Below are 13,249 nucleotides of genomic sequence, written 5' to 3' on the forward strand. Positions count from 1 at the left end.
GAGCAAGATTTTGGCCTGGGCTTTGAGCTCGTTAAAAATGTCGAACATAATGGATTCTGTTTTCTGATCCACTCCAGTGAAGGGATTCTCCGAAATTATGCTAAATTGCCCCAAATCGCAGCTTCGCTACTTTAGGGGCAACAACTAGCTAGTTGGACGCTATAGCGCGAAGTTTTGTTGCGGTCTCGACCATGTTGATGAGCGAAGGCTTCACTTCCGACCATTGGCGAGTCTTGAGGCCACAATCCGGGTTAACCCAGAGGTTCTTACGGGGAATCACGGCTTCCGCTTTTGACATGAGGTTACTCATTTCATCGGTGGGGGGCACCCGTGGCGAGTGGATATCATAGACCCCTGGGCCGATCTCATTTGGATATTTGAAGTCCACGAAGGCATCAAGCAGCTCCATATTTGAGCGCGAGGTCTCAATAGTAATGACGTCGGCGTCCATGGCTGCGATGAATTCGATGATGTCGTTGAACTCGGAGTAGCACATATGAGTGTGGATTTGCGTGTCATCCTTGACACCGCAGGCACTGAGGTGAAAACCCTTCACCGCCCAGTCGAGATAGTGATCCCACTCGCTCTGGCGTAACGGCAAGCCTTCGCGGAAAGCAGGTTCATCGATCTGGATGGCAGCGATGCCAGCAGTTTCCAAGTCCACCACTTCATCGCGAATAGCCAGGGCGATCTGATGCGTGGTTACGGAGCGTGGCTGGTCGTCGCGTACGAAGCTCCACTGGAGGATCGTAACCGGCCCAGTGAGCATCCCTTTCATCGGGCGATCGGTCAGGGTTTGAGCATACTTAGACCAGTAGACAGTCATGGGCTTGGATCGGCTGACATCACCAAACACGATCGGTGGCTTCACATAGCGAGTGCCAAAGCTTTGCACCCAACCGTTGCTGGTAAAGGCAAACCCTTCAAGATTTTCGCCAAAGTATTCCACCATGTCATTGCGCTCGAACTCGCCGTGAACAGGCATATCAATCCCGATCTCGTCTTGGAAAGCAACGCATTTAGCAATTTCTTCCTTAATGAACTGGTCGTAGTCCGCATCGCTTAGGGTTCCTTTCTTCCACTGGGCGCGCGCATGACGCACTTCTTTGGTCTGCGGGAACGAGCCGATGGTAGTGGTCGGGAAATCCGGCAAACTGAGTTTAGCCCGCTGCTTGGATTGGCGTTCGGCAAAGGCTGAGGCGCGGTCGAAATCGCTGGGCTTAACCTCAGCAAGACGCTTTTTAACAGCATCATTATGGATGCGCTTGCTAGACTTTCTAGAAGCAGCAGCGGCACGGTTGGCTTCTAGAGCTTCCGCACTTCCGACTTCATCCAGAAGCTGCCGGAGTTCACTAACTTCTGTGAGTTTCTCGTCGGAAAAAGCCAGCCAGTTTTTCAGCTCTTCATCAAGCTTTCGTTCGTTTTGCAGGGTTACAGGCGAATGCACAAGTGAGCAGCTAGGTGCGACCCAGAGCTTATCCTCACCAACAGTGGCCTTGGCCTTCTTCAAAACTTCTAGTGAGGCATCGTAATCATTCTTCCAAATATTGCGGCCTTCAACGATTCCTGCGGAGAGAATTTTGTCCTTCGGGAAGGTTGCCATAACAGTGTCGATGTCCTCTGAACCCCTGACAAAATCGAAGTGTAAGGCGTCAACCGGCAACCCAAGGTAGTCCTCAAGATTATCTCTAACGCCACCGAAATATGTGGTGACGAGGAGCTTTGCGGAACCTTTGGCCTTGGAGAGGCGATCGTATGCTGCCTTCAAAGCATCGCGCTGTAGATCGCTAAGATCGGTGGAAACAATCGGCTCATCGAGCTGTATCCATTCCGCTCCTGCGGCTGCAAGCTTGTTGATAATCTCTTCATAGACGGAGACAAGGTTATCAAGAAGGGTCAACGGCTCAAAGTCTGGGTTGCTAGAATCCTGTACCTTACCTAGGGAGAGGTAAGTCACGGGGCCGATTAGCACTGGCTTCGCGTTAATCCTCAGTGCCTTAGCTTCTGCGAACTCATCAAAGACTTTGGTTCCGCTCAGGGAAAACTTTGTATCTGCCCGAAACTCAGGCACGATGAAGTGGTAATTCGTATCGAACCACTTTGTCATTTCGCTAGCGAAAGTAGAAATTTTGTTTGCTTGGCAGTCCTTCTCGTCTTCAACCAAAGAAGCGCCGCCCTCCGTACCACGAGCGATGGTAAAAACGGTGTTGATATCTGTCTGCCCACCTTGCCACTCGAAACGCGACGGCACATTGCCAAGCAGGCAGCTCATGTCTAGCACTTGGTCGTAAAAGGAGAAGTCGTTGACCGGGATCAGATTGATTCCGGCTGCCTGTTGCTTCTTCCAGTTTATTTCGCGCAAGTTCTTGCCTGTAGCTATCAGCTCAGAAAGAGGCAGCTCGCCTTTCCAATATGCTTCGGTAGCCTTTTTTAATTCACGCTTGGCTCCGATGCGGGGGTAGCCCAGGGAATGTGTTTTGATAGTTGTCTTATGGCTGTTACTCATAGAACTTGTCTCCGATGTAAGAGTATTCCAGCAAATTTCTTTTGCTGTTTTCCTTGTTGTCTATTGGACATTAATCTTACTATATCTATCAGACTTGACCTTGACAAGGGAATACAAATGATGTTTATTCATGGAGTAATGAGCAAAATTCATGGAAAACTGAGCAATGACATTTCTCGAACGCAGCCACCTTGATATTATCCGCGCGGTTGACTTGCATGGGAGTATGACCGCAGCTTCAAATGCGCTTCACCTGACACAATCGGCGTTAAGCCACAGTATGCGTAAGCTGGAAGATCGGGTAGGGATAAAGCTTTGGCATAGGGAAGGACGTAGCCTTCGCCTCACTCCGGCAGGAACCTATTTGCTGACTACAGCCAACCGCCTGATTCCCCAGTTCGTCTACGCAGAAGAACAATTAGCACAGTTCGCTCGTGGTGAGCGGGGAACATTACGAATTGGTATGGAGTGCCACCCATGCTACCAGTGGCTGCAGAAGATAGTGACTCCCTACTTGCGCGCCTGGCCGTTGGTGGATTTTGAGGTCAAACAGAAGTTCCAATTTGGCGGCATCGGTGCGCTCTTCGCCTATGAAATCGACCTGTTGGTGACACCCGATCCGCTGCGAAAAAAATCACTACACTTTGAGCCGGTATTTGATTATGAGCAGGTTCTGGTGGTATCTTCGGATCACCCACTTAGAGAGAACGATCACGTCATCCCCCAGCAGCTCGGCGAGGAAGTGCTTTTTACCTATCCGGTTTCTCAGGATCGCCTAGATATCTACACCTACTTCCTCGCTCCGGCGGGCAGGACGGTCAGAAAACAGAAAGTGGTCGAGAGTACGGACATAATGCTTCAAATGGTTGCCTGTGGACGCGGAGTGGCAGCTTTACCACGTTGGCTGGTCGAGGAATTCTCGGAAAAATATCCTGTGCGTGCAGTGCGACTAGGTCCCAGCGGCGTCCAAAAGCAAATCTTCTTGGGCGTCCGTCGCACCGATCTCGAAGTTAATTATCTCAATGCATTTATGGAACTGGCTCGTAACTACAGTGAGCATTCTTGAATCACCTGAGTTCGGGATAAGGAAGGGAGGATGGAGTAAGCTGAAAGTTACCAAACATCAGCACCATCCTCCGCAATGGCTACTCGCTTAACCTGAGTTCTGGATAAGCTTTAACTCTGTTAACCAGAACTCAGGTTAATTATGGTTTAAATAACCAGTTTATTGAGTTCTCAGTTCTGACAGATTGTTAGAAGTTGTTCATCTTGCCCAGCACTAACTCCTGGCTGGAATTCATCCCAAGTCTTGCATACTTGCTCGTAGCATTGAGGTGGTGTGATGGGTAAGGTGGGCAAGCATTTTGATCATTGTATTTATCGATCAAAGGAGGAAAATTCTTAATTCTTTCATTAGATCTTGCCCACCCTACGCAGCTTTCTCTCATCGTGAGTGATGAAAGCGTAGATTATCTCTACTCAATTGATCGAGCTTAGTCACTCCCATCAATTTCATATCACGCTCAATCTCAGTGCACATATTACCTAAAACCCGCTCAACTCCTGCTTGCCCAGCAGCGGCCAATGCAAAAAGATAGAATCGCCCTCCTGAACATGCTTTAGCTCCAACAGATAGCGCCTTAAGCACATGGGTACCGCGCTGAATACCACCTTCGCAAATGACATCTATTTTATCCCCAACAGCATCACAAATTTCTGCGAGTTGATCGAAGGGGCTACGGCAACCATCGAGCTGACGGCCACCGTGGTTAGAAACCATAATACCCGTACAACCAATATCAACAGCACGCTTGGCATCTTCCACACTCATGATCCCTTTCAGTGCAAACTGCCCATTCCACTGTGAGCAAAGTTTTTCAGCATCATTCCAATTCATGGATTGATCTAGCATCGTTGAGAAGTAATCACCAACAGAGACTGCTAAATTTGTTCCCTGCGAGACATAGCCAGACAAATGTGGCATATCGAACTTTTCTTTTGTCAAAAAGTTCCAAGCCCATGCTGGGTGCGTCGCAAAACTCATTAAGGAGTCAAGTGTTAATTTTGGTGGCGAAGTAAATCCTGTACGCTTATCGCGTTCGCGATTACCACCTGTAATGGTATCGACGGTTAATGCCAACACATTAAAGTCCGCTGCTCGTGCGCGTTCAAGTAACGCATCATTCAAGCCGCGATCTTTATGGAAGTAGAACTGAAACATCTTCGGCGTGTTTGCAATCTTTGCGATTTCTTCAACGGTTACAGTCGCCAGTGAAGACACCCCAAACATCGTGCCATATTTATTCTGCAGCAGCCCTCGCAACCGCACGCTCTCCTTCGTGATGAAAAAGGCGTTGCAATGCTGTAGGGGCACAGTAGATAGGCATATCTAGTTTTTGCCCCATCACCTCAACTGACATATCCACATTTTCCACACCGACAAGCACATTCGGAATAAGATCGCAGTCTCCATAGGCTTCAGTATTGCGCCGATAGCTCTGTTCATCATCGGCGGCTCCATCGATGTAATCAAAAATCGCTCGTGGTAGTCGGCGTTTCGCTAATTTGCGGAAATCCTGAAAATTGTGACAGTCATTCAATCTCATAAAATACCTCAGTCAGATTTATGTTTACTAGGCAGTCCATACCATAGCAATCCTATTTGAGTCGTGTCAAATAATTAGTCGCTTGAGGCAATGGGGAATAATTCAAGAATTGAGAATTGAGAATTAAGAATTGAGAATTACCTCTCCTTGAAAAGAAGAGGATTGACTAACAGGAAATTTTTTATTTATTATCCCCTATCCAAGGGGAGGCTTTAAACCACAATATTTCGGTAATGGCCAATATTAGGGAATAGGAAAAAGGGAAAAGTACACAGAAAAAGAGAATTTCTGATTTTTTTGTACTTTATTATGGGGAAATAACGTCACGCAACAAAATATCAGTTATACTTGCCAAAAATTAGGAATTACAAGAAAAAAAACTTACGGGTATGAGGAAAGGAATGAACCTGAACGAGAAGCTTTTCAAGAAAAACTTTCAAAAATTGATAAAAAAAGAAGAGTTTATCTAGGGCGTTGCTGGATTTGATAACAGAGAAGATTATCCTTATGCTTATAGTCCTTTCATGAGAAAGATGCTACGGTTTCAAATGTGGAAAAAGAAGAGAAAGAGTGAGTTGGATTAGTGCTTTAAAAGATGGCAAAATCTTCGCTCCTTTAACTTTTTAAGGTTGTTGTAATAGAGATTTATTTGAAACTTGGTTATCTCAAAGTTTGATTCCTCAATTAGAACCCGGAGATATCATTATTTTGGATAATGCCACTTTTCATAAGGGAGAAATAATTAGAGAAATCGTAGAAAAAGCTGGATGCGAACTTTGGTATCTCCCGGCTTATTTTCCAGATTTAAACATGCATTGAGAACTGGTGGTCTGTAAATTTTGATGAAACAAATGTTACCTGAATTTGAAACAGTCAGAGAATGTGTAGATGCAGCATTCAAAAACTGTCCTAACGTTTTTGCGTAGCGCTATATCTTCCACCATGGAACTGGCTCGTAACTACCATGAGCATCCTTGAATAGATTCAGATTGTTGAAGAGAAACAGACTAGTAACTAATGGTTAACACAAGGCGCTGCTCTCAAGGTATACCGCACTTGAGTAGGGTTTGACGTTACCACAAACCGCCGATTATCTTTGGCGATCGCCCCTCAGCCCCCCGCTTTACCGAAATATTGTGGTTTAAAGCCTCCCCTTGGATAGGGGATAATAAATAAAAAATTTCCTGTTAGTCAATCCTATCCGTTTTCAAGGAGAGGTAATTCTCAATTCTTAATTCTCAATTCTTGAACGGGCAACAGTGGCTCGATGGCAGTCCTTTGCCTAGCAATTATCAAGAAAAATTAGAGGTCGCCTGGATTTAACCGCGACCCCATTGCCGAACGCTATAAGCACTAAAAGATCTAGCTACAGGATGATAGGTGACAAAAGCAGTAGTCGTTTGCTCTGGATCAAGCTGTTCGCTCTCATATATCGATATCCCAATGCGCTCGCATCCGAATAATTGCAAATGTGGCATTCGATCCATCACCGTCGGACAAGCTGGATAGCCAAAACTATACCGAGAATCCTGATACCTTTGGGCTAATACATCGCGAATGTTATCAGGATCTAAATCTCCATAGAATGAGGATTATTTGTCGGTGAAAAAAGCGGATTTTTCCAAACTTGCACTTTATGAAGAGTTCCGAGAAATTTATTTGTTGATGTCTTTAACAAAGCTGGATTGCGTCAAAAGGCCCTGGGATGGACTGAACAGGAACGCCAGCAGAAAAAGCCCAAAAGCTACTAGAACGATGGCAGACCCCGAAGGAATATCCAGGTAGTAGCTCAAATACATCCCGGCAATACTGGCAAATGCCCCCAGAAAGCTGCCCAAAATCATCATCTGGTGCAGCTCTTTGACCAGCAGATAAGCCGTGGTTCCAGGTGCCACCAACATGGCAATCACCAGTAAAACTCCTACAGTTTGCATACTGGCAACCACCGTCAGGCTAATGGCGGTGACCATGCCTAGGTAATACCAGCGCACCCTCATACCATCGGCCTGAGATCCAATCGGATCAAAGGTGTAAAATAACAGCTCTTTGTAAAACAGCCAGACGCCAATCACAATAATTAACGTGATGCCAAAGGTTTCCTTCAGATTGCCCTGGGTAACCCCCAGGATGTCGCCAAACAAAATGTGCATCACATCGATACGGTTTGCTCCGGGCAGCACCGTTACCAGTGTTGTGCCAGTCGCTAAAAACAATGAAAAGATCAATGCCATTACCGCATCCAGCTTGAGCCGGGATTTCGACTCAATGCCCGACAGCACGATGGCACTCACCACCCCTGCCACCAGCGCCCCCAGCGACAGGGGCAACTTCAGAAACACAGCCACCGGCAACCCGGCCATGACAGAGTGAGCAATCATGTCCCCCATCATGCTCATCTGCTGCACGATCATGTAGCTGCCCACGATAGCGCACAAAATGCCCAGCAAAATTCCCATAATCAGAGCATTGCGCATGAATTCAAAGGTGAGGGGTTCAAGTAGTACGTTCAAGAAATTCTCCTTTTGATTTATCAATTCCGATGGTGTATAGGTTATACCAATTCCCATGCATTATTACTATACTTGGGCGATACTTCAGTTATTAACTAATCAGCACAATCATAATCATTTTTTTGCTAATTTTAGCTAGTTTAATGTTAATTATTCTTATGTTTGTTTCTCTCCCACTCCCCCACTCCCCCACTCCCCTACTCCCCTACTCCCCTACTCAACATACAGGTAGAAAAGTTTTTGAGAAATGGTATTAGGCGGAGGCGAATAGTACCGGCCCTTCGTAGGCAGTAAGCAGGTTATCTTGTGTCATGACTTCGTGGCGCGGGCCTTTGGCGACAACGTGCTTGTTCAGCAATAACAGCTGATCGTAATTATCCAGGGTTTTGCTGAGGTCATGGGTGATGACGAGCAAGATTTTGGCCTGGGCTTTCAGCTCGTTAAAAATGTCGAACATAATGGATTCCGTTTTCTGATCCACTCCAGTGAAGGGTTCATCCAGAATCAGGAGTTCGGCTTCTTTTGCCAGGGCGCGGGCTAAAAAGACCCGCTGCTGCTGCCCGCCGGATAGGTCGCTGATGCTGTGATCGCGGTACTCATACATCCCCACCCGCTGTAGCGCTGCCTTCACCAGCTCGCGAGATTGGGTACTGGGCCGACGAAACATCCCAGTTTGCAGGGTACGGCCCATCATGGCAACATTCCAGACAGTTACGGGATAGTCCCAATCAATTTGCGATCGTTGGGGCACGTAGGCAACCTGTGAAAGCTGTGGTGTCAGAGGTTTCCCTTTTAGCAGGGCGATACCCGTAGCCGACTGAATCAGCCCCAGCATGGCTTTGACCATCGTGCTTTTACCCGCCCCGTTTGGGCCAATGATCCCCACTGACTCGCCAGCCTCAAAGGTAAAACTCACATTATTGAGCGCCGTGAAACTGCGATACCTCACGGACAAATCTTGAACGATCAGCATAGTCTGCCTCTAGAAAAAAGTGAATAGAAAATGAAAAAAATATGATATAAATATCATAAAATATGATAGTGGTATACTATTGCAAATATATATCAAAATTTAATAATTTCCCAGTTGAGGGGAATTGAGAGTTTTCGTTTGGCGCCATGATGCTGCTAGATAAGACTTCCGGAGGGTTACCAAGGGGAGCGACTGAATTTTTCAGTCTGCTCAGTTGCGACAACCTTCTGTTAATGATGCAGACTTGGTTTGTTTGCCACAGTCATGTTCTTGACTTAATCAAATTTTTTCTCAACTATATACTTATTTAGGAGACTTCAATGAGTTTTTTATTTCAGTTAAAGCCTCGTTTTGCAGGCACTTTTGCTGCTTTAGCAGTTGTAGTTGGGTTGGCGGCTGGTGGCGGCACTGCCGAGACGATCTCCACCCAGAGGGAAGGGAGAGATGCCGATGAAATCGCCCAGGCAGATGGCGGGACTCCGGAGGTCGTCGCCTCCTACAGCGTTCTCTGCAGCATGGTGGAGCAAATTGCGAAGGGGGTGTTGGAACCAAACTGTCTAATTGACTATGAACAAGACCCGCACACATATCAAGCTAGGCCATCTGACCGACGGGCGATCGAGGTGGCGGATGCCGTGTTCTATGCGGGGATGAACTTTGAGCCGGCGATTATTGAGATGGCGGAAGCAAGCACCACCCCAGCCCCCAAAGTGGCGGTACACGAAGAAGCCGTCCAGAATATTATTGAAGTGGAGGAAGAAGGGGAAGTGGAACCTGACCCCCACATTTGGCATGACGTTGAAAACGGCATCCGCATGGTAGAGCAAATCGAGCAAACCCTGATTAAAATCGACCCCGACAATGCCAACACCTACACAAGCAATGCTGATGCCCTCACCAGTAAGTTGGAGCGCTTAGACGCCTGGATTCCCAAACAAATTGCCACCATTCCAGAAAATCAGCGTCGTCTGATCACCACCCACGATGCCATGAGCTATTACGCCAGAGCATACGGGCTGACGGTGGAAGGTACCCTGTTGGGAGTCTCAACGGACGAACAACCCACAGCAGCCCAGGTCAAATCCCTATCAGAGAAGATTCAGGCGATCGGCGTCCCCATGTTGTTTGCGGAGCTAACCGCCAACGACAAGGTGCTGCGCACCGTCGCCAATGAGGCGGGCGTCAATATTTCAGAGGATGTGCTGATTGCCGACGGCATCGGGGAAAAGGGCACTCCCGCAGGCAGCTATCAGGGCATGCTGGTTTACAACACCTGCACCATTGTTACCGGCTTGGGGGGCAGTTGTTCAGAGTTTAAGTAAGCCTCCGGCTTATGGGGCAAGCAGCCCCATCAGAACTCCTAAAAGTCAGCGCTGTGTAGGGTTCAAGTAAATTTACAATTGTGTTGGGTTGGGAGCATCACCATACACTGTTTTCGGGTCAAAGGTTTTCTCCGTTTCGGTAAATATTAACTGAATTGGTTCCTGGGATTCACTTGCACTTTTTCCCGTAGGAATACAGCGATAAAAACAAGAACGATAACCTACATGACAACTAGCACCCGAACCAGCTACTTTAACCTGCATCCACAGACAATCTTGGTCGTCATCAATAGCTAACTGCTGTACTTTTTGCACCAGTCCACTAGATTGACCTTTATGCCATAGCTGCTGACGACTGCGACTGTAATAATGAGCTTCTCCCGTTTCAATGGTTTTAACTAACGCTTCTTCGTTCATATAGGCGTGCATCAGCAATTCACCCGTGTTGACATCTGTGGTAACTACTGGAATCAAACCATTGGCATCAAATTTGGGCGCAAGTAACAAACCTTCCTCAACCTGTTCTACGGAAGTGCGAGCGGTAAATAGGGGATTCATGTTAGCTAAATTTTGTAATGAATGATAATCATTATCACATACAAAGCAGTGTTTAATTGGCGTTGTTGAAATATAATGATTAATGTTGTAGAATTAAAAACATGATATGTCCGAAATGTAGGTCTACCCACACCAGGAAAAATGGCCTAATACCTGGCCAATAGATCATTAGACATCTCCAGAAAAGAGGGAGTAGGGAGCAGGGAGCAGGGAGCAGGGAGCAGGGAGAAAGAATTGATGATTTATGCAGGATAATTAATTTTATTTTTTATTATTGGAGAGGTCTATTACTAATCAGCAACGCTGTTTAATTTACCTAGAAACTTTTGCCGTCAGGCGATTGAGCAGTTGATTTAAATAGTCGGGCAGATGGGAATATTGATGGGGTTTATTCAAGTCTTGGCAATCTGTATTAAACTCGCAGTCTGGTGAAATTTTCCCCGTGTTGCCATCGACAAAAACACTCCAATATTTACCTATTAAACCGACAATACTAATGTTAATCATCCACTCATCATTATCAAAACAGGTTGCACCTACAACCTCAAAGAAGTGACGATGTTCTGGAAATACTTCCAGATGGGACAAGAGATAATCGAGGGCTGTTTGTTTGATAGTAGTTAATTCTAACATATAGGTGTAATCTTCAAGTATTTACCATTAAATTGGGTTTAAAGCCCCTCCCACTTATGGGCGAGGCGAATTTTTAGTTGATTTTATGTCAATAAATATGTTATCCTAAATATTAGCTTAAGAGTCAAATTATGAAAGCTAGATTTAAGTATAGTATTTATCCAAAACCGGGACAAAAACACCAATTAGCAAAGCTATTTGGTTGTGTCCGTGTGGTTTAGAATGATAGTCTAGCTTGCTGCCAAAAAAAAAGTATACTTCAGGAGAAAAGAAACCCATTAATCCTGAGTTACAAAAACTTTTTCAGGACTTACGCAGTACCGCTATATATAGCGTATAAATGTCATTATTCCAGATGCACCTACTATAATTAGTACCGTTGCGTAAGTCCTGTTTTTATTACTCAAACTAAAAAGACTGAATACAGAAAATGGTTATCAGAAGTTTCTGCTATACTATTGCAGCAATCTTTGAATGATTTAAACCAAGCATTGCTCTAACTTTTTCAGTTCGACAAAAGCCAAGAGAAAAGGTAGACCTGTTAAACCTCCTAAATTTAAAAGTATAAAGTCAAAGCAAACTGCTAGGTTTACAAAGGGAGCATTGACTTAATCAGAGAATAACGATATAATACGTATTAAAGCATACTTTTAGACAGGTTGCACTCACCTATATATGAAATCCATTAGAACAAAGCTGAAACTAAATAATAAACAGAAGACTCTAATGGCTCAACACGCTGGCTATTCGAGGTGGTGTTATAACTGGGGTTTAAGTTTGTGGAATGCAGCTTACACAGATGGTTATAAACCCAACACTCGTAAGCTAAGAGAGGTTTTTACTAATCACACCAAACCCCTTTACCCCTGGATGAAAAAATTGTCATCTAAAGTTTACCAATATGCTTTCATAAATTTAGGTGAAGCGTTCAAAAGGTTCTTTAAAGGATTAGGAAAACACCCAAGATTTAAAAAGAAAGGTAAACATGATTCATTCACAATAGATAATTGTGGAAAACCAATAGAACTAAATGGATGGGCTCACAAATTACCTTTTATTGGTATCGTCAAAACTTATGAACCAATTGAAGCAACTACTAAAAAAATAACAATTAGCAAACAAGCGGGTTCATGGTATCTCAGTTGTAGCTATGAATTTTTAGGCACAACTACACCGAAAAAAACGGATGTTATCGGTGTAGATTTAGGAGTAAAAACCTTAGCAACACTAAGTGATGGCAAAGTTATGACAAGTGTGAAAGCCTATCAGAAATTTGAAGCCAAGTTGTCAACAGAGCAATACCTAAATCGTCATAAAGAAGTAGGCTCTGCTAACTGGAGGGTGGCACAACTGAAGATAGCCAGATTGCATAGAAAAGTAGCAAACATCCGTAAAGACGCACTTCATAAACTGACAACATACTTAGCCAAAAACCACGGCACTGTGTCAATTGAAGATTTGAATGTAAGTGGAATGTTACGCAATCATAAGCTAGCGAAATCAATAGCCGATCAAGGATTTTATGAGTTCAGGCGACAGCTAGAATACAAGTGCCAATGGTACGGTTCGGAGTTAGTAGTAGTTGACAGGTTTTTTCCATCATCAAAAACTTGTTCTAACTGTGGTCATGTCCAAGATATGCCATTAAGCCTGAGAACTTATGATTGTCCTGAATGTGGCTTGTCAATAGATAGGGATTTAAACGCAAGTATAAATTTGAGAAATGCGGTCGGCTTGACCGTCAATGCCTGTGGATGAGTAGTCGCCGACGGCCTCACAAGAAGCAGGAAGTAAACATCAAGTTGTTACGTCATGTGACGCTTTGTATCAGTTTTATGGAGCAGTATTTAAAGTTGGTCAACACAAAGTTTATTTGGCTAAGATTGGAGAGCGGAAAATAGTATGGTCAAGAGAGTTACCTACAGCTCCATCATAAGTAACAGTAATTAAAGATTGTAGGGGCCATTTCCTGCGGAATGCTGCGCAAACGCGAATAGCCCCTACTAGATATCCCTTAAGTTTTGTAGTAGAAATACAACCAGAAATATTGCCTCAAACTGATAATTTAGTAGGTATAGATTTAGGTGTCATATCAAATCCGGTAGTATCGGTGTAATTAGATAGTTAATCTAGGAGTCAGG

Annotated in this window: 11 protein-coding genes and 2 pseudogenes; 5 read left to right on the plus strand and 8 right to left on the minus strand. The window is 44.9% G+C overall.

What is annotated here, in order from left to right:
- Positions 1 to 148: 148 nt before the first annotated feature.
- Positions 149 to 2,506, minus strand: coding sequence for a 5-methyltetrahydropteroyltriglutamate--homocysteine S-methyltransferase (gene metE, locus ACP6PL_RS23195; protein WP_426547656.1), 2,358 nt, complete (start codon positions 2,504 to 2,506; stop codon positions 149 to 151).
- 166 nt (positions 2,507 to 2,672) lie between these two features.
- On the opposite strand from metE, the gene ACP6PL_RS23200 reads away from it, so the two are divergent.
- Entirely contained in the window at positions 2,673 to 3,572 is a 900-nt protein-coding gene (locus ACP6PL_RS23200; protein ID WP_426547657.1) for a LysR family transcriptional regulator, read from the plus strand.
- A gap of 378 nt (positions 3,573 to 3,950) precedes the next feature.
- Here ACP6PL_RS23200 and ACP6PL_RS23205 read toward each other — a convergent pair whose 3' ends face one another.
- Both ACP6PL_RS23205 and ACP6PL_RS23210 read right to left on the minus strand, forming a co-directional pair.
- Positions 3,951 to 4,829, minus strand: coding sequence for an alpha-hydroxy acid oxidase (locus ACP6PL_RS23205; RefSeq protein ID WP_426547658.1), 879 nt, complete (start codon positions 4,827 to 4,829; stop codon positions 3,951 to 3,953).
- A complete protein-coding gene (locus ACP6PL_RS23210) occupies positions 4,807 to 5,112 on the minus strand; it encodes an alpha-hydroxy-acid oxidizing protein (protein WP_426547659.1) in 306 nt (101 codons plus the stop codon). The genes ACP6PL_RS23205 and ACP6PL_RS23210 overlap by 23 nt, the downstream gene beginning before the upstream one ends.
- 307 nt (positions 5,113 to 5,419) lie before the next feature.
- On the opposite strand from ACP6PL_RS23210, the pseudogene ACP6PL_RS23215 reads away from it, so the two are divergent.
- Positions 5,420 to 6,038: pseudogene (locus tag ACP6PL_RS23215) on the plus strand (IS630 family transposase); the annotation flags it as partial.
- A gap of 393 nt (positions 6,039 to 6,431) precedes the next feature.
- Here ACP6PL_RS23215 and ACP6PL_RS23220 read toward each other — a convergent pair.
- From ACP6PL_RS23220 to ACP6PL_RS23230, 3 genes and pseudogenes are all read right to left on the minus strand, one after another.
- Positions 6,432 to 6,695: pseudogene (locus tag ACP6PL_RS23220) on the minus strand (vitamin B12 dependent-methionine synthase activation domain-containing protein); the annotation flags it as partial.
- Positions 6,696 to 6,767: 72 nt separating this feature from the next.
- Positions 6,768 to 7,622, minus strand: a complete 855-nt coding sequence (locus ACP6PL_RS23225) for a metal ABC transporter permease (RefSeq protein ID WP_426547660.1) — start codon at positions 7,620 to 7,622, stop codon at positions 6,768 to 6,770.
- A 253-nt stretch (positions 7,623 to 7,875) separates the two neighbouring features.
- On the minus strand, positions 7,876 to 8,595 hold the full coding sequence (locus ACP6PL_RS23230) for a metal ABC transporter ATP-binding protein (RefSeq protein ID WP_426547661.1): 720 nt from the start codon (positions 8,593 to 8,595) through the stop codon (positions 7,876 to 7,878).
- 320 nt (positions 8,596 to 8,915) lie between these two features.
- Here ACP6PL_RS23230 and ACP6PL_RS23235 point away from each other — a divergent pair, with 320 nt between their 5' ends.
- Positions 8,916 to 9,917: a metal ABC transporter solute-binding protein, Zn/Mn family gene (locus tag ACP6PL_RS23235; protein ID WP_426547662.1), complete on the plus strand. Its 1,002-nt coding sequence runs from the start codon at positions 8,916 to 8,918 to the stop codon at positions 9,915 to 9,917.
- A 72-nt stretch (positions 9,918 to 9,989) separates the two neighbouring features.
- Here the strand turns inward: ACP6PL_RS23235 and hisI are convergent, their stop codons facing one another.
- Entirely contained in the window at positions 9,990 to 10,475 is a 486-nt protein-coding gene (gene hisI, locus ACP6PL_RS23240) for a phosphoribosyl-AMP cyclohydrolase (RefSeq protein WP_426547663.1), read from the minus strand.
- A gap of 312 nt (positions 10,476 to 10,787) precedes the next feature.
- A complete protein-coding gene (locus ACP6PL_RS23245) occupies positions 10,788 to 11,108 on the minus strand; it encodes a hypothetical protein (RefSeq protein WP_426547664.1) in 321 nt (106 codons plus the stop codon).
- Between the two features lie 131 nt (positions 11,109 to 11,239).
- Here ACP6PL_RS23245 and ACP6PL_RS23250 point away from each other — a divergent pair, with 131 nt between their 5' ends.
- Positions 11,240 to 11,329, plus strand: a complete 90-nt coding sequence (locus ACP6PL_RS23250) for a helix-turn-helix domain-containing protein (RefSeq protein WP_426547665.1) — start codon at positions 11,240 to 11,242, stop codon at positions 11,327 to 11,329.
- Positions 11,330 to 11,783: 454 nt separating this feature from the next.
- Complete coding sequence (locus tag ACP6PL_RS23255) at positions 11,784 to 12,866, plus strand: RNA-guided endonuclease InsQ/TnpB family protein (protein ID WP_426547666.1); 1,083 nt, start codon at positions 11,784 to 11,786, stop codon at positions 12,864 to 12,866.
- The last annotated feature ends 383 nt before the right edge of the window (positions 12,867 to 13,249 follow it).

This window comes from Dapis purpurea BLCC-M126, from assembly GCF_050015975.1.
In the GTDB taxonomy this organism is placed as follows: Bacteria; Cyanobacteriota; Cyanobacteriia; order Cyanobacteriales; family Microcoleaceae; genus Trichodesmium.